This is a genomic window from Bradyrhizobium sp. USDA 372, assembly GCF_053629095.1.
On sequence record NZ_JBRJHR010000001.1, the window covers coordinates 7,466,532 to 7,491,396 of the forward strand.

Sequence of the window (24,865 nt, forward strand, 5' to 3'; positions counted from 1 at the left end):
GGCGGGTCATCTGGGGGCGGGGGAGCCTCTGCTGGATCATCTCGCGCCGGAGGAGCAGCCGGCGGTGGCGGATCCAGCGGTAGCGGTGGGTCTGGCGGTGGCGGAGGCAGTGCGAAAGGGCCTTTCGCGACCGGCGGCTCTGGAATTCCAAACGCAACTGGAGGGCTCGATTGCGCAGACGAAGAAAACGAGGAAAAGCGCAAGGCCGATTGCCCGGGAGCTAACACGAGGATTTCGAGTGCGACCGAGTCCGGCCGATAGCAGTCTTCTCAGCCCATGCGTGAGCCTGCGGGCCACCGCATGGTTGGCAGGGCTGGACCCTTTCTCCCTGCCTAAATGCCCGGCCGAGTGATCCCTTGTTGCGCCGCAGCAACGCGTTGGCGGATGCAGCATGCCAAATGTTTAGTGCTGTTAGTGCGATTGTGCCGCAATTGCATAGTTTTCCCGACTCGTCAGTGGGGGACTTCTCCTCAAGACGTCGATCAGGAGGCGTGTCATGAATAGCCGCGTTCGAGCGGAGGGGCCTGCCGCTATGCTGCGCGAGCGTCTCGAGGCGCTGGTCGCACAGCTCGCGGAACTTGAGAGGCTCAGAGAGCGGGTAGGTCGAGAGGAAAATCTTCAGCGCGAGCTGCGTAGGGCGGGCGGCGCCTATAACCGAGCTCGGACCGCGAATGGGCGTTCCAGCTTCGCATAGGCAAAGCTCATGCCTGTGCTGCTTAGTCGCGAGAAGTCGGGCTGTTGTGACGAGCATCCCGAGGCGAATGGGTGACGGACTTCTCGTCCATCGTTCGCTTCGGCCGGGGAGCCCGGCCGCAAAGCTGCAAAATCTTGAACTCGCTTCTACGCAGGATTGGGCGTTTGCAGCGGCCGAGCCTCACGCGGTTTTGCCGATTGGCGAGGGTACATGCGGTGTGGTTCGCGAAAACGAACCGGTTCACCGGTTCTAAGAGCCTGTCCCGGCTATTCGGCTGCCAGGCGAGCGGGAGGCGCTCCGCGCTGAAGACCTATGAACGAGCCCGACCGTGCTCTGCGAGACTATTCGATCGATTCTGCGGCTCATGACCTTGTAGCATTCGCATGCCATGGCTTCGAGCCGCGGCCGATCGATTTCGAGTTGGCCACGTCGATTGGATCTTAGTGCTCTTGATGCCCGCATTGTGCTTACGACATGTGTGACGGTGGTGCGGCGGACGCCCAGCAATTCCGACAACGTTTCCTGGGTCAGCGGGAGGAGATCGCTGCCATTTGCCCGATCGTGAATGTGAAGCAGCCAGCGCGCCAGGCGGGATTCGACGGAATGTAATGCGTTGCAAGCCGCCACGTGCTGGAGTTGCGTCAGCAACGATCTCGTGAAGACCTGCACCATGGCTCCGACGGGGGCGCTGCAATGTTGCGCCGTGAGGAATTGCGCGGGCGATATTTGCAGCGCGGCCCCCGAGATGCGAACAACGGCCGTCACGGGCGAGTGGGATGCGCCAAGCGCTGTGGTCAGACCCACAGCCCCTTCATGGCCGACTATCGTCGTGGCGACCGTCTGCCCGTTCGGCAGCTCCATGATAGTGGCTATCGCGCCGCTCAGGGGGAAGAGAAGATGCTCGATCCGATCGCCTGATCGGACGAGCACCGAATCGCGCTCGATCACGATCTTCCGCAGATGAGGCGCAAGCAAAGCAAAATCCGCTGGCGGCAACGCTGCTAACAACCGATTACCAACCCTGGTCGCGTGGTCCATCATGGGATCGACCCCCGACGGATGCCCGGCGCGAGAACTCATGCCGGCTCGTCGAACTGCTCGCCTGCGTGCAGCTCAACAGCAGTTAACTGGCAACCACAGATATCGTTCCCTCGTTGAGGCGGATGCCAATCGCACGGACGGCCTGCGCCCGCGACTCCAGCTTGCGTCAATGCAGACCTGTCGCGGACGCGCAATCAATGCTGTCGACTCGCCGACGGCAGCCTGCGCGGCGGCTGAACAGCGTCCCAGCCAACGATCATTCTCCGAACAGCTGATAGGCCGCGAGTTGTGAAGCGCGCCAGGTGCGGATCGCGAGCGCGCTCTGGAAGTCTCGTCTCAGGTCGAACAATTTCTAAGGTGGTGTTCTGGCCCCGGGACTAACAGTGTTGGAATGACGGCCGTGACGCGTTCGAGGTGCCCATTCGAAACCAACCAACGGCGTGGCGTCGCTATACTGTTCGGCAAAATGAACACATTCGGCAAAATGTGCACATTTCCCGCTCGAAACTAACGATTTTAGGTATGGTTAAACTAATTAAATCTCTTTCTTTATTCGATTAGTTGTATTTTAATGCCCTCACTCGGCCTCGGCTATATGCCGAAGGACATAGACGGCCGGGTCGAGGCAGGGTCCATGTTAGACACGTCTGCGAAAGAGCGGATATTCAAGCGCATCCGGCTTGTGATCGTAGACCGACAGCCGATCGTTCTGCAGGGGCTTAAGTCGGTTCTCGGGGCACAGCCGGACTTCGACGTTGTCGCGTCGTGCAGCGACGGGACAAGTTGTATCCAAGCGATCCGGAATTTGACACCCGACGTTGCACTTCTTGCCGACACCCTGCCAGATCTGACGGTATCCGAGATCCTCGCCATTGCGAAAGCTGAGCGCCTGCCCACGCGCCTGGTGTTCTTTACGGATTCCGACACGGACCACGATCTAACCTCGGCCATCGCTGCTGGCGCGTGTCATGCAATCGCGAAGTATGTCGCACCGGACGCTATGCTGCGATCACTGCGACTGATGGCGAAGCGTAGCTTTTTGGAGCAGTCCGATCTCTCGCCAACCGCAGAGGAAACTGACAGCAGCAAAAACGAGAACCTGCTGGAGCTATTGACGCCGCGCGAACGTCAAATTGTACGACTTGTGTCAGAAGGAATGTCGAACAAGGAGATCGCGCACCAGCTAAACGTTTCCGATGGAACCGTTAAAGTACACCTGCACAACATATTTCAGAAGCTTGAAATAACCAACAGGACGGTGCTCGCCACCCTCGCATTGCTACAACGCCCGTCTGGGTTCGGCATGCTCTCGCTGGCTCTCCTGGCGGTCGCCATTGCGGACGAACTCAAGGCGTCGGAGGCGAACGACCTGCTTCCGCACGACGACAGTACCGGCTCCGCAGCGGAGCATGCCGAATATGAGCTCTGGAAGCGAGCTATTCTCCGTCACGTCATCGTCGCGGACTCTGACGAAAACCCGTCGCTCACTCAGAGAGGTGTCCTGGTCGGGGCGAGCCAAATCTCGACCGCGGCATCGGCAATAGAAGCGCTTCGCACCGCCGAGCAATCCGCAGGCGCGAAATCGTGGAAGGACTACAGTTCTGTTGGATCAAGCACGCCCGGTTCGGCCACACCTTCCCTGCGAGGAATGAACGACGCGCAGATTGGCGGTGAGTCCACCGCGGAACATCTATTCTCGCGGCTTACATCCAATCCGACGTTGATTCACGGAGGGTATGGTACTTTCGCCACTCTCACCGGTGCGTTGATCTACGCACTCAGCGATCCCCATTTGGCATTGCTGTCGCATGACCCGGCCAAAGCGCCGCTCGACAGCTTCGTGGACGTTACCGGATACAAGGCGGCCACCAAACTGGCTGCGATCAGCAATGCCGACGATAATCATGTAGACGATTCAGTCCAGGGTTTCCGTGCGCACGATTCTCGCCTGTCTTCCGCGTTTGTGGCCGCTGAAAACGAAAGCGCCGCCGGAGAAGGGGAGACCCTCCAAAAACTTGCTGGCCTCGTGCACTTCGGTCACGATGCCGGGAGTGGCGGATATAGTGGCGATAAGCTGATGGGCGGCAACGTCGCTGAAAACGTCGTTCATCGCGACCCGACCGATTCCAATTCTACCTCTTCCGGCTCTGTCTTCAACTTCGCGTCTGGGCCGAGCAGGATCAATCTTGCGGCCTTCGGAGCCCTTGCCAGGCTTCATATGACAGCAGCAAGCAAGTCCATACCGCCACACACCATCGCTTGGATCTTCGACTCCGCAAGCAATGAAACGATCGTCTATGTGAATGCGACCGATCATGTTCTGAAGATCGGAGATCGCGACCTGTTGGAAATCCATCTGCAGGGGGGTGTATCCATCGCAGAATCGGATTTCGTCGGCCAGCCGACGGCCGCGGCCGCCGCTCTCACCTTGGAGCAGCTCGAAGAAGCGCTGACATCGGTGACTGCAACCGAAACTGTTCTGAGTACGGACAGTGTCCATACAATTATCGGTACGAGGGAGAGCGCATTCGGGACCGCTGGAGTCTGGGACATTCTGGCTGATGTCGACTGGAGGACCGAATTCGCGCCGGCCCGCACAACGGAAGAGAGAGTCGATCGGGCCGACGGGTCGGCTCGAACATCACCGATCGTGCTTGCTCATGCCGCGGCGGTCACGGCAGTTGAAAGTCTTACATTGAAGAGCCAGCGGATCGATGCAGATACCGGTCCTAGCATAGCCGGTAGCGCGGGCGGCAGTAACTCACAGCATGTTCTGGAGCCATGGCCTGCAAAGGAAACGGGGGCGGAGCAGACAGAAGCTGGCTTCATACCTGGGAGTGATGTCGGTGATGAGAACGCGCATCAATCCCCGGCGTCGGACCCTTCGGGAAGGTCAGCGAAGACGGCAGAAACAGACCGCGTGGAACATGGCAATCCGGTGCATTCAACCTCTACAAACGCACCAGAAGCAGCCGAGTTTGGTGAATCGAGCCCCGCGACAGCGCACAGGGACGACCGCGAAGGGGCGCGGCACGCTCCCGAGCAAATGTCTGAAAGGGCGGGCGCCAGAGATGTGGCTGAACTGAAGTCCATGCCGGGTAATCGCGCCGGCAGTGACAACGCGCATGATTCAGTGGCTTCGGACGATTCGTCAGGGCCAGCGAAAACGGCCGAACCAGGCGGCCTGGACCACAGCAACCCGCACGCATCGGAGCGAGAGTCTGCAAAGGCAGCCACGGAGACGGCCAAAGTGAAGTCCATGCCGGGCAATCGCGCCGGCAATGACAACGCGCATGATTCAGTGGCTTCGGACGATTCGTCAGGGCCAGCGAAAACGGCCGAACCAGGCGGCCTGGACCACAGCAACTCGCACGCGTCGGAGCGAAGGTCGGCAAAGGCGGCCACGGAGACGGCCGAAGTGAAGTTCATGCCGGGCAATCGCGCCGGCAATGACAACGCGCACGATTCACCGGCTTCGGACGATTCGTCAGGGCCAGCGAAAACGGCCGAACCAGGCGGCCTGGACCACAGCAACTCGCACGCGCCGGAGCGAGGGGAGGCAAAGGCAGTCACGGAGACGGCCGAAGTGAAGTCCATGCCGGGCAATCGCGCCGGCAATGACAACGCGCATGATTCAGTGGTTTCGGACGATTCGTCAGGGCCAGCGAAAACGGCCGAACCAGGCGGCCTGGACCACAGCAACCCGCATGCATCGGAGCGAGAGTCTGCAAAGGCAGCCGCCGAGACGGCCGAAGTGAAGTCCATGCCGGGCAATCGCGCCGGCAATGACAACGCGCATGATTCAGTGGCTTCGGGCGATTCGTCAGGGCCAGCGAAAACGGCCGAACCAGGCGGCCTGGGCCACAGCAACCCGCACGCGCCGGAGCGAGGGGAGGCAAAGGCAGTCACGGAGACGGCCGAAGTGAAGTCCATGCCGGGCAATCGCGCCGGCAATGACAACGCGCATGATTCACCGGCTTCGGACGGTTCGTCAGGGCCAGCGAAAACGGCCGAACCGGGCGGCCTGGACCACAGCAACCCGCACGCATCGGACCGAAGGTCGGCAACTGCGGCTACGGAGACAGCCGAAGTGAAGTCCATGCCGGGCAATCGCGCCGACAATGACAACTTGCATGATTCAGTGGCTTCGGACGATTCGTCAGGGCCAGCGAAAACGGCCGAACCACGCGGCCTGGACCACAGCAACCCGCACGCATCGGAGCGAAGGTCGGCAACTGCGGCTACGGAGACGGCCGAAGTGAAGTCCATGCCGGGCAATCGCGCCGGCAATGACAACGCGCATGATTCACTAGTTTCGGACGATTCGTCAGGGCTAGCGAAAACGGCCGAACCAGGCGGCCTGGACCACAGCAACTCGCACGCGTCGGAGCGAGGGGCGGCAAAGGCAGCCACGGAGACGGCCGAAGCCATGGCCATACCGGGCAAGGACGTTGGCAATGACAATGAGCATCATTCCTGGACTCCGGCGGATACGCCTGGGTCCGCGAAAATGGCAGAGCCCGGCGGCGTGGAGCACAGCAACGAATGGGAGCACTCGGCCTCTGCCCACGGGCCGAAAGATGACGAAAGTGCTGCAGCGGCCGGTAGCGCGGACCGAGTTGGCACGCAAAATGTCGCGGAGCCGGAGCCTGCAAAGGCGGCGGCAACCGCCGAGTTACCTGAAACTCTCTTCACATCCGAGAAGGGTGTCGGCGATGGCGACAATCATCGTGCATCGAACGCAAGCATGTCGGCAACAGTGGCCACGGCTGACCTGCAGCACAGCAATTCGGGATACAATTTACCCTCGACCTCTCCAAACGCATCAGCAGCAACCGAGATTGCCGAATCGAGCGCCACAAGAGGCGATGGCGCAGGGAACGGAAACTCGCAGCACGCTACGCAACCTGCTGCAATCGCATTAGCGGCCGCACAGCCGGCTAACGCTGCGTTCGAGACCGGCGGCGCCGATCAAGAACGGGTGTTCCGATTCGATAGCGACGCAACTCCTTTCACTCTCATCGTCAGAGCTGAACCTAGCGAGGTCCACATTCCGCTCGATCCACACGTCCAGCCCGGTCAGGTGGCCACCCCCGATATCCTCGTCAAAATCCTCCCCAATGCACTGGACGAACATGTGGCCAACCACGGCAATAACGGTCCGCATCACGCCACTGTACCTGCGCATCATGACCTGCTGATTTGAAGTGTTGCATTGTCGTCGACCGAAACGAGCAGGACGCAGGGCCGATGTTGAATAGCCTGCTCCGTATACTGGTCTGTTAATGTGCGGCCTGGATCCTTATCCGAACTATTCGCATTGTGGCTTCGATGATGAGCAGAAGGAAGCCTCTCGCATCGTGTTGCGACCGCATGGCGACCAAATTCGATGAGCCGCTCCACGGCTTCTTCGACGGAAACGGCCGTCATGATCGAAACTCCCGTCGGCCGAGATGGGCTGAAGCGCGGTAACGTGCGGATGTTGGCGATCTGGGTCAAGGCTTCCGGATCATTCCGCTCCGGCTGCGTCGATGCCGATGCTTTCGAGTGTCTCGCGCCAGAGCTTGCGAACACCGACGTGGCGCTGCTCGAGGGCCGCGCTCACCGCATCCCGGTATGGAGCAAGGTTAGGGCCTCTCAGGAACAGGATCTGCGCTTGCAGCAGCCGGCCGCTCTCGAACTCGATGCGGCGCAACGCCATGACGAAAGGATCCTGCGGATTGGCTTCGACCGGGACCAGCGCCGCCGGCCGGATAGCGGCGTGCACGGCATGGGCGAGCGTTGCGAGGTGAACCGCCTGGGCGAGGGGAGGGTCCGTGATCTCTGCGATCGGCGCAGGAAGCCAAGCGGTCTCCCAGGTCATCAGCATGTATCCCAGGGCAACATCCGGGACCCAGGAGGTGGCGCGCATCAGCAGGGAGACGATCTCGGTCTCGCGATAGAACTGCGCGTTCAATTCGGTCTGCCAGGCCGCTTCAAGCCTCGCCGGCAACGCGAGGGCAAATTGCCGCGCGAGGGCACCATGCGCCGAGATCAGGAACGCCGCGACCCGCGTCTGCTGGCGCGGCGGAATGCGGCTGTCAGGATCGAGCGGGCCGAGGAAGCCGCTCATGGCATCGCTCTTCTGACCGGGATGGCACGCAGATGGTCGTAACCCTCGGGAAACGGTGTAAGCTCGCCGCCGGGCTCGTCCGACGCCACCCAGACGGTCTTGTTGCCTTGCCATCGCCCAGCCAGCACGTCATCGGCGAAGCGCGCCAGCAGGTCCGCCGTCAGCGCGCCCTTCTCCAGCGTGAACGCGTGATAGGCCTTGGGAATGATCACCAAAGAGCTGTTGGGAATCTCGACACGCAAGGTTTCGTGGAGACCCCGCGGCGTGAGAAAGTCGAACTCGCCGTTGAGAATCATGGTCGGAACGGCGATCGCCGACAGCCGCGGCGTGAGCGGCTGGAAGTCGAGGAAGGATTCCATCAGGTTCTGCAGCGCGTAAACGTCGTTGACCAGCCAACCTTGCCGCTTCACGCTATCGAGCTTGTCCAGCAGCGGCTTCAGCCATTGGTCCGAGAGGTTCATGGGCAACAGGAGGTCCTGGAGGTAACTGGTGCCGCCGAGGATCAGCGCGGTCCGCAGCGCATTGCCGAGCAGCAAGAGTTGTGGCGACAGCTCCGCAAAGCAGCTCATCGGCACGAGCCCGGCCAGTCGCTTGCCCTGCTCGATCGCATATCGCAGTGCAATCAGGCCGCCAAAGCTGATCCCGCTCAGAAAAACGGGACCGTCCCCCAACTCGTCGATCAGGAGGCGCAAGGCGGCGACCTGGTCGTCCTGGCTGATGAAGAGCCTCGGCTTGTCGGAGGCGCCCTGGCCCAGCAGATCGAAAGTCGCAACGCGAAAGCCTCGCGCCGCCAAGGCCTCGCGATAGGCGCCCCACAATTCGGAATATTGCGTCAGCCCGTTCACGAGGACATAGGCCGGCGCGCCCACCGGCCCGTCGAGCTCATAGCGGATCCGATATGAGCCGAGGCTGAGGAAGGGCATCGCGAGGGTACTGCCGGTGTTTTGATGCCCGCGATCCTCGATCCCTCCGAACGGATTCCATTGAGTTAGATCAAACCTCCCCCGGCCGCCCTGCCTAGCGTTTCAGAAAAATCTTCCAGGGAGGATTGCGTCATGGCCGGACAAGACGCGATGAAGCGCTGCTTCATGAGCCTGATCGTGCTGGTGCTTGGAACGGCGATTGCAACCGCACAGCCTTTCACGCGCCGCTCGTCGCAGGTGCAGCATGATGGGCTGAAGAAGACCTACGAAATCGCCAACTTCCGTCTCGGCGGCAAGTACGACCTGTCCGATCCCTCCAAATGGGAGAACGGCGGCGAGGGCGGCGTCACGCTGGAATCGCTCGGCGCCGGCAAGTTGCGCGCCGCTTACATCGCCGTCGGCAACGCAAGACGTAACGCCGCCGGCGAGATCACCAATGCCATCGTGATCAACTCCTATTATTCCGGCGATTCCACCGACATGTATGAACAATGGGTCAAGGGTGCGGCGTTGTCGGGTGGCGTGCCCATCATCGGTCCGGGCCGGCCGATCGACACGGATCGTTATTATGTCATCATGGTCGATCCGCTCGGCACTTGGGGCGCGAGCAAGCCGTCCGACGGACTCGGCATCAAGTTTCCGCAATACAGCTACTACGACATGGTGCAGGCGAACTACCGCCTGCTGCGCGACGAGCTGAAGGTCGCGCGCGTCGCACTGGTGACCGGCGTCTCGATGGGCGGCACGCAGACTTACGTCTGGGGCGTGATGCATCCGGAATATGTCAGCGCCCTGATGCCGATCGGCGGCACGACGCAATCGGATGGCGACGATCCCGTCGGCAACTGGACCTTCCAGATGATGACAGCCGCGATCCAGGGCGATCCGGTCTGGCAGGCAACCAAAGGCGACTATTACAAGCTCCCGAAGGAAAAGCATCCGGTGCCTGGCGTGGCCTTCGGCTGGTCGATCCTCGGCATGACGGGTTATGACTTCGCCTTCCGTACGACCCAGAATTGGGCGGCGGTACAGCCTGAAATCTTCTATTGGGATCCGCCGAACGAGAAGGCCGGTCTCAACGTGACCAACCGTGCCAAGCTCTACGATGCCGTCGACCTCGTCTGGCGCAACAGGGTCGGCGAGACCCATAACGTCAATCTGTATCTCGGCCGCATTCAGGCCCGCACGCTGGTGATGCACATCACCAACGACCTCTGGCTGAACTTCAAACTGGCGCAGAAGGCTGTCGATCGCGTGCCCGGCGCTGATCTCATCGCGCAGGAGAGCCCGGTCGCGCATTATGGCGTGTTCCCGATCATCAACCAGCGCAAGAACGATCCGAAGTTCGTCGCTTTCATGGATGACGTGGCGGCCCTCGATCGCGCCCAGAAGTTTGTCGACAAGAACTACCGCGTGCCCGACGTCGCCCAGACCATCGATCCCAAGAAGTCGTTCTGGAAGGCCTATGTGACCTATCCCTATCCGGTCAAATTCGGCAGTGCCAAGGACAAGAGCGGCAATTCCTGGGAAATCGGCTACATGGACGAGTATGCCGGCACCGACAAGGATCCGAAGGTGCTCGTCGTCATCCACGGCAAGGGCGCGTTCGGCGGCCATTACGGCAACATCATGCAGTACGCGCTGCGCAGCGGCCTGCGCGTGATCGTGCCCGACCTGCCGCATTACGGCATGTCGGGCCCCGGCAATCTCGACAAGAACCCCGCTCGCACCATGCAGGACATGCGCGAGGTGATCTACGACCTCGTGGTCAACCAACTCGGCGTCAAGAAGGCGTACTATCTCGGCCACTCGCTCGGCGGCCAGTTCGTCGTGGGCTACGCCCTGACCTGGCCGGATGCGGTGCAGGGCCTTGCCTTGGAAGCGCCGTCCGGCCTCGAGGAATATCCGCGCGAGATCACCATCGCCAAGGACAAGAAGGCGCCTCTCTTCGCCGACGGCCTCGGCCGCGATTTCGACAAGTGGAAGCAGGTCTGGGACCAGACCGGTATTCTCGCCGCGGAAAAAGCGCGGAGCGAGCAGAACATCCGCGACTTCTTCTATTTCAAGAAGCGTGATCCCGACACCGGCGTGGTGTCCGCTGCGAAGAGCGGTTACTTCTTCAGCGACAGCGAATATGCCCGCTTCCATACCGAGCAGCGTGTCGGGCTGACCAAGGGCAACCCGAAGGAGCTCGATCAGTGGTGCAACGTCTTCATCTTCGACATCTACACGATCGGTGCCGAGCTGCAGCAGGATGACCCGAAGAACCTCTATGAGCGGGTCACCCAGATCAAAGCGCCGATCTTCCTGGCGTTCGGCGACAAGGAGCCGTTCATTCCGACGCCAGCGTTCAACGGGCTGACGGACCTCGGCCGCGACGTCATCACGCCGTTCATGACTCGTATGACCAATGCCGGCAACCGGCCGATGCTCAAGGTCTATCCGGAGACCGGCCACTTCATTCACACCGATAATCCGGTGGAATACGCGGCCGATGTCGTGGATTTCGTGACCAAGGGGGCGATCGACACATCATCGCCGCTCGGTACCGATCGCATGATCAAGGGCGCCGTCGTCTCTGCCCTGCCAGTGGCGCCGACTCCGCCCGGAGCGGCGCCGACGGCTGGCCTCAACAAGTAGGGCCCGGCGATGCCGAGGGTGCAGGCGGGCGAAGTCCAGCTCGGCTGGCGGGAGTGGGGAGGAGGCGACGTCACCGTCGTCTTCATCCACGGAAATCTCGCCAGCAAGGACTGGATCGAGCTCGCCGCGCCGTTGTTCCCGACCGGGCTGCGTGTGGTTGCAATCGATTGGCGCGGCTGCGGCGATAGCGACCGGCCGAAGCCGGCGGCCGACTATTCCAACTACTCCATGCTGCAGCACGCCGAGGACATGCTGGCGGCGCTCGATGCGCTCGAGATCGGCTATTGCCATCTCGCGACACATTCCACCGGCGGCATCATCGCGGCCAGGATGCTGCTCAAGCAGCCGCAGCGCTTCGGCCGTGTGTTCGCGCTCGATCCGGTGACGCCGCTCGGCATGGCCTTCAATGCCGACCAGATCGGATTGTTCAGGGCCATGATGTCGAGCAAGGAGCTGACGCGGTCCGTGATGGCGACAGCCGCGTCTTCGCTGTTTGTCCCGGAGAGCATGGGGCCGAACGTGATCCCCCGCTTTCGCGAGGGGCTAGGGGAGATCCAGGCGCTGTTCGACCGGATCATCGAACAGACCTTCGGCGTATCGGAGGGGATCTGGATAGGCACGCCGGTGAACCTGACGCGGGAGAAGGAGAGCCGTGAGTTGGAGCGCCGTATGCCCGAGATCCGGCACCCGCATCTCGTGCTGTGGGGCGAGTGCGATGGTTGGATTGCACCTGCTGACCTCCGCACCATGGCCGAAGCGATGCCGGTTTGCCGGCTGGTGATCGTGCCCGGCATCGGGCATTCGATGAATCTCGAACGCCCGGCGCTTTATGCCGGCTATTTCGGGGCGTGGTTCGGCGGACTTGCCGCGTAGCAGCCGCGCCAGAGAGGCAGTGGGATCGAGGAACTTGAGGATGATGTTAGAAAGCGCTAGGAGGTGCAGGTAACATGCTCAAGTCGCACCTTCTTCGTCGCAGGTAAATCGTTGAGATTTCGATATAATCGCTTCTCCGTCGCCCCCATGATGGATTGGAGCGAGACCTCAAGTCTTTCAATCGGTTAGAAGGCGGCGTGTGCACGACGTGTGCACCGGGAGATCAAGAAAAATCTTGTGAGAGCCAATGTGAGCGGGGCTCCGAAGCTGGCGGGGCGCGTCTGATCAGCAGTGGGCATGGGCGCTCGCGCCACTGAGGGCGCCCGTTCCGTTAAATTAGGTAGTTTAGGGGCGCAAAGCGGACGTTCGCGACGGCGCGAAATGGCGCCGTCTAGCTGAAGCTATTGGGACAGACCCGATCTGTAGCGGCAGTGTGTATTAGCCCGCCTCAGAGATCTGCCTCAATTTGAAGATCGTGCCGCGGCAATGCGTGGTGGACAATCGACGGATCACCGCTCCTCCAAACGGGAATGACCAAGGCGTTGCGGACTCTAAATTTTCGGCGGGGTGAGGCGCGGCTGACGTTAGTAACTACGGTTACAAGCTACAGATTTGCTCGCCGCTACGAGCGGACCCGAAGGGCAGGGCACTACGTATTGCTCAAATCGCAGAATTCGGCCGAACGCTTTCGATAGCGTTTCGATATCAACCAAGCAGACGATGGCTGCTTGCAGCGCATTGCCGAAGTCATCGGGAGTGACTGCCCCGTCTTCCGTCACCCCCGGCAAGACCTACCGCAAACTCCTCTCCGCCATAGCGCGACGCCAGCCGTCCCGTGTTGGCAGTAGCATGGTCGCCGACGCAATACGTCTGCTGGCGCAGCTCCGCTAGCCCATTTCAATGACTGAGTTGCAGAGGGCGAGTGGATGAAGTCGGAAAGATCGAGACAAGGCTCGTTACCTTCGAGCGGCCATAGGGCGACGCCAAACAGCTGTCAGATACAACCCGCGATGTATGCTCTGACCGCCCAAGTGTCCCCAACCGCGGCGGCACAGATGCCGAATGCATGGATCTCACGAGGCATTGAGCAGCTCGGGCTTTTGAGGATATCCATCATCATCGAAGAAACAGCCTCGCGTATCCGGCCGGCGCTCAGAAGCGCGAGAGCGTTTTCCTTGCTCTGTTCAAGATATTCTTCTCGCGTTAACATCGAAGCCTAGACCCAAGGCGAATGACGTAAAACAGATTGTTCTTTAGTGGCTTGGCGGTCAATCCCTTTAGAATGCCAGCGGCCGAGCCCCCGACGGATGCTGCCGCGCGATGTCTGCTTTAGGGTCAACCTGAAGAATTCAGGTCGAGCAAATTTGGTCCGCTCTGCCGTCATGAGCGGACCTCCGTCAGGCGAGGCGCGACTTCGCAGATGGGCCCAATAGGAGACATCCGCACCGCAGAGGAAGTCAAAGAACTTGCCTTCTTAGTCGCCCGTTGGGGTGATGCGAAACTCAACTACTTCGGGTAGGTCGCGCAAATGTTTTGCGAGTCGTTCGGCGTTGAGCCTGTCGCGGCTTTTGATGGTCATCCGGTACTCAAACTGCTGCCCACCTTCGCTTAATCGCGATGATAAGTTGGCAATCGTAAAACCGTGATCGCCGATCATCTTGTGGACCTCGCTTTCTCCCATCACCCGATCCCGCGCAAAACGCAGCATGTGGTGAGCATAGAACTCGCTCGGCAGTCGCGCCTCGATGAGCCTGAATAGCGCGAGCACCATGAGAGTCGCCAAAGCGCCTACGAAGGCAGCAAACCAGAACCCAATTCCAACCAAAATGCCGATAGCGGCCGTGACCCAAATGGACGCGGCCGTCGTTAGTCCCCTGACAGTCAATCCCTCTTTGAAGATGACGCCCGCGCCCAAAAAGCCGCTGCCAGTCATGATGCCTTGGGCCATGCGGGTGGGATCGGTGCGGATCGCGTCATGCTCGAGCAACGTCATCCACTGATGCTGGTAAACCGTGACGATCATCAGAATAGAAGAGGCAATGCAGACAAGGGAATGCGTTCTAAAGCCTGCTGGACGTCCGTGAAACGTGCGCTCGAAGCCGATCATCGCGCCAATCGCGAGGGCTCCGGCCACTCTGGCAATAATCACCAGTTCGTCGTGACCCATGGCTTTAGCACCTTGGCCGGCAGGCTTACACAACCTCATGTTCATCTCGATTCAGATGCGAGCTCTCGGCGGGCCGTCGATCAGCCACGCAATCGTTTTGCGCGTACCCAGGCCTGCCGTAGATATCGCTTTCGGGCATTAGGGGCATCAACTTTGACGCCCCAAACCCTCACCACTTGCTTTGAACAGCCAGAAAGCTCCGCGATCTCTTTGTAACTCGCGAGGCCGTTCCTGAGCATGTAAAGCGCAGCTGACTTCGTAGCGTCCCAATCCGGCCTGCGCGTTTTCACCAATAGCCCATGGAGAATATCCGACTGGAAAAGAGAAACCCGCCTTGTGGCGGGAATTCAAAAGGCGAGAAGCAATCAAAGCCACAGAGAGGTGCGGCTCCGGCGGCCAAAGTAACGCTAACACACTGATCGTGCACGCCAAAGCGCTATTGACGGCCAACGCCATGAGCCAATCCGCAGGGAACATCATTTCGCACTCGCAAAACGAAGTGCTAATTCTCGACCCAGAGCCTGCTTCCAGGCAGAGGCTGCCTTTGCCAGCCGGCATGATTCTGTTCGGGCCACCTTCAGCGTTCGCCAGAACGGGAAAGTTGTCACCGGCGACCTCGGCCGCTTGGCCACAGGATGATGACGCCGATGACGATCGGAGCCAGCCCAAAAGCCAAGGCCACCCAGAACATGGGTTCTTGGACGATGTAGAAGATCTCGAGCATGCGTAAGCATAGCTGCGCCTGAACACGTGGTCACGACGTGTCGGTTGGCGCCGCGACCTTCGTGGTCCTTCGATCTGCATGCGGAAAAACCCCGCCTCCAAGAGGAAGCGGGGTTTAAGTTAGAGGAAGGTACTTGCTTGGCCAGCGCGTACCCCCGCGCCAACGCTACCATAGGGTATGCATCAACTGCCAGTTTGACAGCGAAAGCCTGTCAGTGCCCACTGCTCGGGATGCGCACACAAAGGCCGCGCCCTTCATTCGTCTTGTCCATTGCCATAGCCCGTCAGGGGCGGCGCACTTCGAAGTATGTTTTGCAGCCGCGCTCGAAGCCTGCCCCTTCATAGAAGCGCAAGGTTGTTTCACGCTTCGAACCTGTCGCCAAATGAACCTTATAGCAATCAGCACGCGCGGCGAGATCAAGAGCGTGCGCAAGAACCTGTCGACCCAGCCCAAGCTTTCGGTATGCTGCGTGGGTGACCACATTTTCAATCACCCCATACGGTCTACCGCCGCGAGACAGGTTCGGCACAATGGCGAGAGTGCACGAAGAGGCGAGCAGATCTGCTGTTTGCGCGACAATCACGGTCATGAAGCTGGAAGCAATCAGGGTCGTCCAAACGCGCTCGGCTGTTGCCGCCTCCGGTTGAGCCTCATGCGGATGAAGGTGCTGATAAAGTTTCAATACCGCAGGTAGATCGCATTGCGTGGCGGCACGGATAATGATTTCGTTCATTCAATGACCACACAGGCAGGAGTTTGCCGCCGCAGAACGAGGCGCTCACTGAGTCCGCGCGTTAACCCCGCTATTGAGGAGGTGAAGGGCCTCTTCATGAAGTCCGGCAGTTGCTGAAGCTAAGACTGGGCCACCCTCCTCGGCCCTTTCCCCGTCAATCCGCGTCACCACTCCGCCCGCCTTTTCGATGATCGGGATCAACGCGACGATATCGTAAGATTGGAGCGAAGGTTCGACTGCGAGGTCAATACGGCCAGCAGCGACCATCGCAAAGGCATAGCATTCGCCACCGTAGCGAGTCATCCGAACCGAGGCGGCAAGGCGCTCGAAGCCCTGCTTGAGCTCACCTTGATAACGCTCAGGCGAATTCGTATGCAGGATGGCCCGCGAAAGCGTGCCGACGTCTCGGGTGGACAGTCGCTGGCGCTTACCTGCATATTCGCACCAGGCTCCATCGGACGAGGCCCAGAAACGCTCACGCGTGAAGGGCTGGCTCATCATTCCCAGTTCGGCTCGGCCATGTACGGTGAGCCCGATCAGCGTGCCCCAGACAGGAAGGCCGCAGATGAAGGGACGCGTCCCATCTACAGGATCCAAGACCCAGCGGCAAGATCCGCTTCCGGTTAGACCAAGCTCTTCGCCCAGAATAGCATGGTCAGGATATTCGGCTTCGATCGCTGCTCGAATCGCAATCTCGGCTTGCCGGTCGGCGTCGGTCACCGGGTCGAAGTAACCCGCCCCCGTTTTGGAATCGACGGCAAGGTCGGTTCGAAAGCGTGGCAAGGTTTCGCGATCGGCGATATCTGCTAACCGATGAAGAAAATCGGCGCCCGGCAGTTTCGGCATAAAGTATCTCCAATCGTGCACACTCGCTGCCGTTGTATACGGACAACTGTCGAATTACATCCTAAACTTGCATAATGATCCCGCTGTGATCATGAAGGTCGCCGCCGACACGCCGCTAGAGCGAGACCAAAGAATGGACCGCGTCAGGGCTGGTTGCGAGGTCAACATAACGAGGCGGTCGCCCGACTTGGCGGAATCTCACCAGTTCGCGACGACCAGAACGCGATCGAGGAGGAAGGCGAGCCCAGCGACCAGCACGAGCGCGGAGAGCGCCGTCACCGCCCGCCGCTCCCACGCGGCGCGCCGAAACCAGAGTAGGACCGGCAGGAAAGCGGCGATCACCGCTACTTGGCCCGCTTCAACGCCGAGGTTGAACGACACGAGCGCGCCGGCCAGGGCGCCCGGGGGCAGATCGAGATCGAGCAACGCGCCGGCAAAGCCGAAGCCATGCACGAGGCCAAACGCGAAACCCACGGCCCAGCGCCACGACGCCGTGCGTCTGAGGAAAATGTTTTCGGCCGCGACGTAAACGATCGACAGCGCGATCACCGGCTCGACGATCCAACTAGGCGGCGACGCCGCGCCGAGTACCGCCACGGCCAAGGTGATGCTGTGCGCCGCCGTGAAGGCGGTGATGACGGCGAACAAGGATCCGATTCCTCCGCCGCCCAGGACGAGGGCCAGCACGAACAGGAGGTGATCAACTCCCGTCAGGATGTGCTCGATGCCGAGCCGAAAGAAGGCGAAGACGCCGCTCCCGGCAGTAACCTCGGGCGCCGGGCTCCCGCTCGATGCTGCGACAGCGAGGCGAGCCTCGCGCCGGTCGCGTTCGAGGGTGTATTGCTGCACGCTCCCCAAGGCTTCGACACGGACAAGCGTGTGGTAGTCGTTGCCGAGCGCGTCGGACAGGTCGTCGCGCAGCAAAAGTTCGTGCGGCGGACCGGGGCAGGCGTAATCGACGATTACCACGGCGTTGGCGCGGTCTGGCGTGGGCGGCGTGACCGTCCCGGGCACCGGCTCGCACTTCATCCCGTTTGCGGAAATCGAGACTTTGCGCGCGACCAAATCGGCCAGCGTGGCGTAGCTTTCACGGCGCTGCGGCCATACGCCGGTGGCCGTCTCGGCGACGGCCGCCGCGAGCGCGTCGGGACCGAGCGTGAGGCTGTATCGGACAGTTCCGCCGGACAGGCTCACCGTGGCATAGCCCATCGATCCGGCGACGTGTCCGTGCGCTGTTCCGAGCAACAGCAGCAGGGCAAGAGCGGCCCACGGCGTCGCCCGATGGGGAGAGGCGGGCGGCGTCATCGCGCTTCCGCTCCAGTCATGACCTCGGCCCATTCGCCGCCGACGAAGCGGGACATCAGGTAGAGCCGCGGATTGCCATCGATGCGCATGTACTGGAGGTACCCCTCGGGGTTGAACTCACCGAAGCTGGCGGCAAGCACCAGATCGCCGTCCCTTCCGTAGAGCTTCACGGAGAGCCGCGGCGGGTCGAGGCCGAATGGCGCCGGATCGCTCCCCACGAGCCCTGCCGCCTCGATCTCGCGGACCGGCCCGGAATTGTGCATGATTTGAACGGCCTTGCTGACCTGAAGCCCTGCGGCGCCGATGTTGACGCCATCAGGCGTCACCCACTCAGTCTCGCCCGCACGGAGCAGGGTAACGCGCCGCGTGCCGCGGCTCAACTCCACCCGCTTGACCTCTTCGGGCACGCGCTTGAGCAAGCCCTTAGCCTCGAACCGAACGAGCTGGCGCTGCACCGGCATAGCGCCGCTCACCACCATCGCCGCGAGGTAGAGCAGCGCGAGCGCCGCGAGGACGGGATGCAGGACGTGCCGCCTCATCGCCGCCGCCACCAAACAACGAAGCCGAGCGCGATCACCAGCAGCGGCATTGCAACCACGACCATGAAGAACACCGCGTTCGACTGCCGCCCGGTCAACGCGATCAGCGGAGGCACGGGGACGCGCGCGGCGACGGCAGTCGTGCGCTCCTCACGTGCCAGCCACCGGGCTACCGAGAGCAGAAGGTCGCTATTCGCCATATAGGGAAAGAACGAGTTGCTGGCGAAATCGCTGTCGCCGACGACGATGGCGCGCATGGGTTCGGCGTCGCGGTCTAGGCGCCCTTCTACGGCGACGCCCAACACGCGCGCGCCGGAGACCGGAGGGGAGGCCGCGTCCTTCTCACCGGTCGAGTCAGGCTCCACTTTGTGCGACGCCACCGGCTTCACCGGGCGCGTGTAGCTGTCGCGGCTGCTGAGCAGCAGCGGGGTGACGCGGAGGTCGCTCGCCGGTGGCAACAGCGTGATCGAACGGACGCCGGGATAGAAGGTGAGCGAGACCGAGCGCGTAACCGGATGGGGGTCGTAGCCCGTGACCGCCACGATCTCGGGGTTGGTCGAGTAGTGGCTCAACGGATCGACGACGACATCCTGCTCCGGGCGGACGCCGAGCTTGGCCACAAGCCGGGCGAGCCCGGGTTCGAGCACGAAACCCAGGTCCAGCAGGAGAAGGGCCGACCCACCGCGCCGCAGATAGGCGCGCAAGGCCGCGCTCTCAGCCGGCAGGAACGTGGTCCGCGGATTGGCTGCGATGAGGAGCGTGCAGGCGGCAGGCACGTCGCCCTCGGTGGCGAGGATGAGCTTCCGCGCTTCATAACCCTGCGCTTCGAGCGCGCGGCGCAGGCGCCCCGCGCCGTGGCCCGGCATCTCCACCACCTGCGAGCTGGCGTCGTCGTGGCTGTGGCCAGCGCCACTTTCCAGGTGCGTGTGATACTCGAAATTGTCCATCGGCAGCTCGCCGTGGCCCTCGAGGAAGCAGGCCGTAATTGCGCGCCCGCGCAATGCGCGCTGGATACCGATGGCGATCTCCGTCTCGTCCGTGCCTTGCACCAGCACCCGACGTCCCTCCGCCTCCACGACCGCGGCATTGTAGATCTGGATTGCCTTCTCGCGCGCCAGTCTCGGGTCCCGGTCTGGATCGACCGCGACGACTTTGAGCAGCGGGTTGCGCCGGGCCATGATCGCAAGGAGGTCGCGCGCGCGCCGCCCGGCGGGATCCTGCGAGCGATAAAAGTAGGTGACGGTTACCTCGCGGGAGACCTCGTCAATCGCCCGCATCGCCGCCCCTGAGGGCGTATAGACCTTCTCGCGAGTCAGGTCGAAATGCACGTCATGCAGATGCAGCGCGACATTGGCCAGCACCGCGGCGCCGAACGCGATGAGGATGACTCCGGCCGAATAGGCCCGCCCCCGCCAGCCCGCGAGCCCGGTCTGCAGCGGCAGCCTCAGCCCGGTCGCGAACAGCACCAGGACGGCGGCGAGCCAGCCACCAGCCCAGAGCAACGCGTTCCAGTCGAGCTCCGGGTGCTCCATGGCGTCAGCGCCGGGCCAGCCCGCGCACGGCGAGGAACAGCCCGAGCAGGGTCACCGCGAGGAAGAAGCCGAAATCCGAAGCGTACATGGCGCCGAGGGCGAAAGGCTGGAAGCGCGCCAGCAGCGACAGCCCGAGCACCCAATTGTCGATCGGCGACGGCAGCAACGCGGCCCAGGCGTCAATCGCCCACAGCATCCCGAACACGCCGAGCGAAACGACCGCGGCCACGACCTGGTTGGCGGTGAGCGCGGAAACGGCAAGACCGATCGAGACTAGGGCGCCGGCGAGCAAGGTGAGGCCAAGGTAGCCGCTGTAGATCGGGCCCCAATCGGGAGTGCTGAACCGCGCCAATATCAATGAATACACCAAAGTGAGCGCGACCATCGCGAGCAGCATGCCCATCGAGGCTGCGAACTTGGCGAGCACGATGTCGCCTTCGCGCACCGGTGCCGTCAGCAGCAGCTCGAGGGTGCCACCCCGGCGTTCCTCCGCGAACTGCCGCATGGTCACGAGCGGCACGAACAGGACGAGCTGCACTGCCGCCTGAAAGAAGACGTTCACCAGCGTCGCCTGCTTTGTGGCGATGAGCGTGACGGCGAAGCCGTAGCCGTTGAGCACAAGGAAAACGGCGATGACGGCGTAAGCAATCGGCGAGACGAACAGCGCGCGCAACTCCTTGGCAACCAGGGCGACAAACGCCGTCATTGGAGCGCTCGGCTCGCCGTTAGCCGGAGGAATAGCTCCTCCAGGTCTGAAGCCGTCTCGACCGTCTCGACGCTGGCGATGCCGGCGAGGCAAAGGGTCGCGGCCACGTGCGGCGCGGCGCCGGGCTCCGACACCTCCACCCGCCAGCCGGCCAAGCCCCCATCAGACTGCTGCTCGCGGGTCACGCTGTCGATCCCCGCCAGGCCCGACAAGGCCGCCGCGACCTCGTCCGCCCGATCCGCCCGGGCGCGGACCCGGAGCGAGGCGCCGCGCCTGGCGCCGGCCAGATGGTGAACGGTGAGCAGCCGCCCATCGAGCAGAATAGCAACCCGATCGGCGACGCGTTCCATCTCGGCTAGGACGTGCGAGGTTACAAGGACCGCGCTGTCGCGAGCCAGCGTCCGCAGCAGACCGCGCAGCTCGATGACCTGACGCGGGTCAAGGCCGTTGGTCGGCTCGTCGAGCACCAACAACTTGGGTTCGTTCAGCACGGCCTGGGCGATTGAGACGCGCTGCCGATAGCCGCGCGACAGCCGGCCAATCACGGCGTCGCCGACCGGCTCGAGCGCGAGCCGCGCACGGGCGGTCTCGATGCGTCGGCGCAACGCACCTCCCTGCAAGCCCCGCAACCGGCCCATGAAGTGGAGAAATTCGTCCACCCGCATATGGCCGTAGAGCGGGGCGTTCTCCGGCACGTAGCCGATCCGCGCGCGCGCCTGGTGTCCGTCGCGGACCACGTCGAAGCCGTCGATGCGGACGGTCCCTTCGCTCGGCCGCAGATAACCGGTGATGACGCGCAAGATGGTGGTCTTACCCGAGCCGTTGGGACCAAGCAGGCCCACTACTTCTCGCTCGTTCACCTCGAACGAGACGCCGTCCACTGCCTGGCGGCGGCCATAACGTTTGCCCAGCCGTTCGACAGAGGCGACGGCGATGCCGTGCCGCGAGCTTTCAGCCGGCGCGATGCCGCGCCCCGCCGGGGCTCGGCCCGGTTGATCGGTCAGGCGCAGGTCCAGTGGCGGCGTCGAGCCGGTCAATCGTAGAATTCCGGCGCCTTCTTCATCGCCTTGAACGCGTCTGGGTCGTGGGCAGTGAAGAAATTCGCCTTCTGCGTCGCCATCTCCCGCCTGATCCACTCGAAGGCCGAGTAGAATCCCGCTGTCGAATAGACCAACGGGGTGCTCGGCGGTATGTTCTGCTCGACGTTCTCCCGGAAATAGACGTTGTCCCCGGTGAGGATGGTGAGGCCGGTGTTCTTCAGCCGCACCGTCATCATTTGGCTGCCGGGCGTGTGGGCAACCCACCGCTTCACGACGAGCGTGCCATCTCCAAACAGGTCCTGATCGCCTTCGAGCTGCAACATCTTCACCGCGTTTGCGCTAGGTGTCATGTTTCCGCGCAGCGGCAGGACGTCGCCGAGAACGTAATTGGAGCCGGTGCCGGGCTCCGGCCAAAAGAAGTTCTGAAGCTCGCTCTTTTGCACGACGAGCGTCGACTTCGGGAACTTGGCCACGTTGCCGCCGTGGTCGAGGTGGAGGTGGCTCACCACGACGTAGGTGATATCGTCGGGCGTAAGATCGATTTTCTTCAGCTGCGTATCGATCGCGACATCTGGCGTGTTGACCGGCTTCAACCCGGTGAACGCGGCACCCCAGTAGCCTGGGTCGGTGATAATCTTATCGTTGTTGCCCGTATCGAAGAGAACATTCCCTTTCGGATGTTTGATCACGTAAAAACCGACGGGAACCTGGATCGCCGGCTCCATGGGTGCGCCGTTCACCAAAAACCCTTTGCCGAGAGTCAACGCGCCGGAGCTGAACGCGTAGAGCTTAAGGTCTTGCGCGCTTAGTGCCGTACTCGACAATACGCTCCCGAGAAGAGCGACCATTGCCGTCAAATATTTGCGGGTCATTCTTTGCCTCCCTCGTCGCGAATTTTGTTATGTTTCGCTTCTGTGCAAAGCCGCAGAGGCGCCGGCAGGATGCACTTAAGTTCATCACGCCGCAGTAGACCTGTCAATAATTCTGGACGGAGGCTCGGTTCACCCGACGTACTTCGGGGCCGGTGGTCAGGACTGGCCGAGCTCGTTGCGTGAGTGGATGGCTGGGGGGTAGGGGCATTCCTGCTGAATCCAGTAACCGCAGCTCTATCCTCGCCTTCAACGAAGCGTCCCCTCCCTAGGTCAATCCACAGGGAACGTCACTTCGCACGCGCAAAACCAGTGCTCATTTCGACCAGCGCCCAAGTTGCGGACCCAGCGCACCGCCGTCGCCGAAACCAAGGGCAGGAGGCGCGTCTTGCGCTCGCGGACGACCTCGGCGAGCGCGACCGCCAGCTTGCGGACCTGCAGCAGATGCTCGCCCCAACAATGCGAAGCTTGCCGAAGCGCAGAAGGTCCAGGCGGAGATTATGCGCAGGGAACGCGAGCTTGAGGACTCAGTCGGCGCTGCGATACCTCCGGAAAAGATCGCTACGGGCGCGACCTCGCGACATGCTCCATCGACAAGAAAGCGTGAACGGCTGGCCGGTACGAAGGACAAGCCATGGCCTTTCGAATGGCGGCCAAGAGGGCTGGCAACACGCGACAATTATAGTAGCGTTGTTGCAAGAAGAAGCGAACGGTGGCTGAAGCCGTCCGCAACAAATAGAACAGGGAGGACTTTCGATGCAATTTCTCAAGGCTGCGGTTGTGGCCGGGCTTGTAGTTGCGGCCTTTCCAGGCACCTCGCTTGCGCAGAGCAAGCCGTCGGAGCTCAAAATTGGCATCACGACGTTCCTGTCGGGCCCTGCGTCAGTCTTCGGTGTGCCGGCGAAAGCCGCGGCGGAGATGATCGCGGAGGATCTCAACAAGAAGGGTGGCATTGGCGGCGTGCCGGTCAAGCTCTCCTTCATCGACGAAGGCGCGGGAGGCGAAGCGCTCGTCTCGAACTACCGACGCGTGGTGCAGGACGAAAAGGTTGATGCCACGTTTGCTTCGATCTCCTCGGGCAGCTGCACCCAGTTGGTGCCGATCGCCGAAGACCTCAAAGTCATGAATTTCATGTGGGACTGCGGTGCGGCCTCCATCCTCGAAACCAAAAAGTACCGTTACAATTTCCGGACTCAGGCGAACGGCACGCCGGAAATGCTGGCCGTGCTCCTCTACCTGCTTAAAACCAAGCCCGACTTTAAGACCATCGCGGTGGTCAATCAGGATTATGCATGGGGTCGGGAGAGCTGGGAGATCTTTTCGACCGCGCTCAAGGCGATGAAGCCGGACGTGCAAGTCGTCGCGGAGCTCTTCCCGAAGTTCGGCGCACCGGACTACTCCACGGAGGTATCCCGTCTGTTGGCGCTGCGGCCGGATGTGGTTCTGACCACGTCTTGGGGCGGAGATCTCGACACGCTGGTCCGCCAGGCCGGTCAGCGGGGCCTGCTGCAGCAGTCAACCTTCGTGCTTGGGATCGGCGAATCATCGATCCAGCGGTTGGGCAAGGACTTACCTGAAGGCCTGATCGTCGGCGCGCGCGGAGACCACTGGTTCCTCCATCCCGAGAAGAAGAACGACGCGGCCTTCAAGGCGTTCAATGAAGCTTTCAAGGCGAAGACCGGTGCATGGCCGATCTATCCGGTCTATCACATGGCGCAGGCATTCAAGGCCCTGCAGACGGCCTACGACAAGGCGATCAAGTCCAACGGCGGCAACTGGCCCACGCGCGAACAGGTCGTCGACGCGACGGCGGGCACCGAGTTCGCCACCGGCTTCGGCCGTCCGATTACGCTGCGGCCCGAGGACAACCAGGGTCTCGAAGCTCAGCTGGTCGGCGTCACCAAGTCCGTTCCGGGGTACGACTTCAAGCTGCTCGATAACATTATGATCTTCGATCCGAAGATGATCACCAACCCGGCTGGCGTACGTTCGGTCGAGTGGCTCAAGACGCTCAAGCCGGACTTCGTCAAGATGGACGTGCCGACCTTCAAAGCTCAGTAACGACACGCTCGACTTTTGATCCCCGTCCTCCGAGCCTCGTCCCGGAGGACGGACCTTTTC

Annotated in this window: 18 protein-coding genes; 4 read left to right on the forward strand and 14 right to left on the reverse strand. The window is 61.8% G+C overall.

The window, feature by feature from the left end; genetic code table 11:
* Window positions 1-943: 943 nt before the first annotated feature.
* A complete protein-coding gene (locus AB7M16_RS34715; protein WP_453946719.1) occupies window positions 944-1,774 on the reverse strand; it encodes a Crp/Fnr family transcriptional regulator in 831 nt (276 codons plus the stop codon).
* Window positions 1,775-2,369: 595 nt separating this feature from the next.
* On the opposite strand from AB7M16_RS34715, the gene AB7M16_RS34720 reads away from it, so the two are divergent.
* Window positions 2,370-6,941, forward strand: coding sequence for a LuxR C-terminal-related transcriptional regulator (locus tag AB7M16_RS34720; RefSeq protein WP_453946721.1), 4,572 nt, complete (start codon window positions 2,370-2,372; stop codon window positions 6,939-6,941).
* Here the strand turns inward: AB7M16_RS34720 and AB7M16_RS34725 are convergent.
* The 3 genes from AB7M16_RS34725 to AB7M16_RS34735 are packed head-to-tail and all read right to left on the reverse strand — an operon-like array spanning window position 6,923 to window position 8,770.
* Window positions 6,923-7,234, reverse strand: coding sequence for a hypothetical protein (locus tag AB7M16_RS34725; protein WP_212256443.1), 312 nt, complete (start codon window positions 7,232-7,234; stop codon window positions 6,923-6,925). The genes AB7M16_RS34720 and AB7M16_RS34725 overlap by 19 nt on opposite strands.
* A 10-nt stretch (window positions 7,235-7,244) precedes the next feature.
* A complete protein-coding gene (locus tag AB7M16_RS34730; protein ID WP_453946722.1) occupies window positions 7,245-7,847 on the reverse strand; it encodes a hypothetical protein in 603 nt (200 codons plus the stop codon).
* Window positions 7,844-8,770 carry an alpha/beta fold hydrolase gene (locus tag AB7M16_RS34735; RefSeq protein ID WP_453946723.1) on the reverse strand — a complete coding sequence of 309 codons (927 nt, stop codon included), beginning with the start codon at window positions 8,768-8,770 and terminating at the stop codon, window positions 7,844-7,846. Before AB7M16_RS34735 ends, AB7M16_RS34730 begins: the two co-directional genes overlap by 4 nt.
* Window positions 8,771-8,902: 132 nt before the next feature.
* Between AB7M16_RS34735 and AB7M16_RS34740 the strand changes: the two genes are divergently transcribed.
* Together AB7M16_RS34740 and AB7M16_RS34745 are read left to right on the forward strand one after the other, a co-directional pair.
* Complete coding sequence (locus tag AB7M16_RS34740; protein ID WP_453946724.1) at window positions 8,903-11,410, forward strand: alpha/beta hydrolase; 2,508 nt, start codon at window positions 8,903-8,905, stop codon at window positions 11,408-11,410.
* Window positions 11,411-11,419: 9 nt separating this feature from the next.
* Window positions 11,420-12,283 (forward strand): alpha/beta fold hydrolase, encoded by an 864-nt coding sequence (locus tag AB7M16_RS34745; protein WP_453946725.1) that lies wholly within the window; start codon window positions 11,420-11,422, stop codon window positions 12,281-12,283.
* 1,474 nt (window positions 12,284-13,757) lie between these two features.
* Here the strand turns inward: AB7M16_RS34745 and AB7M16_RS34750 are convergent.
* The 10 genes from AB7M16_RS34750 to AB7M16_RS34795 form a co-directional block, all read right to left on the reverse strand.
* Window positions 13,758-14,450: an MgtC/SapB family protein gene (locus tag AB7M16_RS34750; RefSeq protein ID WP_453946726.1), complete on the reverse strand. Its 693-nt coding sequence runs from the start codon at window positions 14,448-14,450 to the stop codon at window positions 13,758-13,760.
* Between the two features lie 147 nt (window positions 14,451-14,597).
* Window positions 14,598-14,906: a hypothetical protein gene (locus AB7M16_RS34755; protein ID WP_453946727.1), complete on the reverse strand. Its 309-nt coding sequence runs from the start codon at window positions 14,904-14,906 to the stop codon at window positions 14,598-14,600.
* A gap of 551 nt (window positions 14,907-15,457) precedes the next feature.
* A complete protein-coding gene (locus tag AB7M16_RS34760) occupies window positions 15,458-15,907 on the reverse strand; it encodes an N-acetyltransferase family protein (protein ID WP_453946728.1) in 450 nt (149 codons plus the stop codon).
* Window positions 15,908-15,952: 45 nt separating this feature from the next.
* A complete protein-coding gene (hisN, locus tag AB7M16_RS34765) occupies window positions 15,953-16,753 on the reverse strand; it encodes a histidinol-phosphatase (protein WP_172789452.1) in 801 nt (266 codons plus the stop codon).
* Window positions 16,754-16,951: 198 nt separating this feature from the next.
* Window positions 16,952-18,058 (reverse strand): HupE/UreJ family protein, encoded by a 1,107-nt coding sequence (locus AB7M16_RS34770; protein WP_453946729.1) that lies wholly within the window; start codon window positions 18,056-18,058, stop codon window positions 16,952-16,954.
* Window positions 18,055-18,597, reverse strand: a complete 543-nt coding sequence (locus tag AB7M16_RS34775; RefSeq protein WP_172789454.1) for a hypothetical protein — start codon at window positions 18,595-18,597, stop codon at window positions 18,055-18,057. The genes AB7M16_RS34770 and AB7M16_RS34775 overlap by 4 nt, the downstream gene beginning before the upstream one ends.
* Window positions 18,594-20,129: a GldG family protein gene (locus AB7M16_RS34780; RefSeq protein ID WP_453946731.1), complete on the reverse strand. Its 1,536-nt coding sequence runs from the start codon at window positions 20,127-20,129 to the stop codon at window positions 18,594-18,596. Before AB7M16_RS34780 ends, AB7M16_RS34775 begins: the two co-directional genes overlap by 4 nt.
* Window positions 20,130-20,133: 4 nt before the next feature.
* The gene (locus AB7M16_RS34785) at window positions 20,134-20,802 is read right to left on the reverse strand and encodes an ABC transporter permease (protein WP_172789456.1); all 669 of its coding nucleotides are present in this window, start codon (window positions 20,800-20,802) and stop codon (window positions 20,134-20,136) included.
* A gap of 29 nt (window positions 20,803-20,831) precedes the next feature.
* The gene (locus AB7M16_RS34790; RefSeq protein ID WP_172789457.1) at window positions 20,832-21,872 is read right to left on the reverse strand and encodes an ABC transporter ATP-binding protein; all 1,041 of its coding nucleotides are present in this window, start codon (window positions 21,870-21,872) and stop codon (window positions 20,832-20,834) included.
* Window positions 21,869-22,747 (reverse strand): N-acyl homoserine lactonase family protein, encoded by an 879-nt coding sequence (locus tag AB7M16_RS34795; RefSeq protein ID WP_172789458.1) that lies wholly within the window; start codon window positions 22,745-22,747, stop codon window positions 21,869-21,871. The genes AB7M16_RS34790 and AB7M16_RS34795 overlap by 4 nt, the downstream gene beginning before the upstream one ends.
* 753 nt (window positions 22,748-23,500) lie before the next feature.
* Here AB7M16_RS34795 and AB7M16_RS34800 point away from each other — a divergent pair.
* Window positions 23,501-24,805 carry an ABC transporter substrate-binding protein gene (locus AB7M16_RS34800; protein WP_453946733.1) on the forward strand — a complete coding sequence of 435 codons (1,305 nt, stop codon included), beginning with the start codon at window positions 23,501-23,503 and terminating at the stop codon, window positions 24,803-24,805.
* The last annotated feature ends 60 nt before the right edge of the window (window positions 24,806-24,865 follow it).

What these genes read in the sequence shown, in the direction of transcription:
- AB7M16_RS34715 (WP_453946719.1), bottom strand. Translation starts at nt 1,774, where the DNA reads ATGAGTTCTCGCGCCGGGCATCCGTCGGGGGTCGATCCCATGATGGAC.
- AB7M16_RS34720 (WP_453946721.1), top strand. Translation starts at nt 2,370, where the DNA reads ATGTTAGACACGTCTGCGAAAGAGCGGATATTCAAGCGCATCCGGCTT.
- AB7M16_RS34730 (WP_453946722.1), bottom strand. Translation starts at nt 7,847, where the DNA reads ATGAGCGGCTTCCTCGGCCCGCTCGATCCTGACAGCCGCATTCCGCCG.
- AB7M16_RS34735 (WP_453946723.1), bottom strand. Translation starts at nt 8,770, where the DNA reads ATGCCCTTCCTCAGCCTCGGCTCATATCGGATCCGCTATGAGCTCGAC.
- AB7M16_RS34740 (WP_453946724.1), top strand. Translation starts at nt 8,903, where the DNA reads ATGGCCGGACAAGACGCGATGAAGCGCTGCTTCATGAGCCTGATCGTG.
- AB7M16_RS34745 (WP_453946725.1), top strand. Translation starts at nt 11,420, where the DNA reads ATGCCGAGGGTGCAGGCGGGCGAAGTCCAGCTCGGCTGGCGGGAGTGG.
- AB7M16_RS34750 (WP_453946726.1), bottom strand. Translation starts at nt 14,450, where the DNA reads ATGGGTCACGACGAACTGGTGATTATTGCCAGAGTGGCCGGAGCCCTC.
- AB7M16_RS34755 (WP_453946727.1), bottom strand. Translation starts at nt 14,906, where the DNA reads ATGGCGTTGGCCGTCAATAGCGCTTTGGCGTGCACGATCAGTGTGTTA.
- AB7M16_RS34760 (WP_453946728.1), bottom strand. Translation starts at nt 15,907, where the DNA reads ATGAACGAAATCATTATCCGTGCCGCCACGCAATGCGATCTACCTGCG.
- hisN (WP_172789452.1), bottom strand. Translation starts at nt 16,753, where the DNA reads ATGCCGAAACTGCCGGGCGCCGATTTTCTTCATCGGTTAGCAGATATC.
- AB7M16_RS34770 (WP_453946729.1), bottom strand. Translation starts at nt 18,058, where the DNA reads ATGACGCCGCCCGCCTCTCCCCATCGGGCGACGCCGTGGGCCGCTCTT.
- AB7M16_RS34775 (WP_172789454.1), bottom strand. Translation starts at nt 18,597, where the DNA reads ATGAGGCGGCACGTCCTGCATCCCGTCCTCGCGGCGCTCGCGCTGCTC.
- AB7M16_RS34780 (WP_453946731.1), bottom strand. Translation starts at nt 20,129, where the DNA reads ATGGAGCACCCGGAGCTCGACTGGAACGCGTTGCTCTGGGCTGGTGGC.
- AB7M16_RS34795 (WP_172789458.1), bottom strand. Translation starts at nt 22,747, where the DNA reads ATGACCCGCAAATATTTGACGGCAATGGTCGCTCTTCTCGGGAGCGTA.
- AB7M16_RS34800 (WP_453946733.1), top strand. Translation starts at nt 23,501, where the DNA reads ATGCAATTTCTCAAGGCTGCGGTTGTGGCCGGGCTTGTAGTTGCGGCC.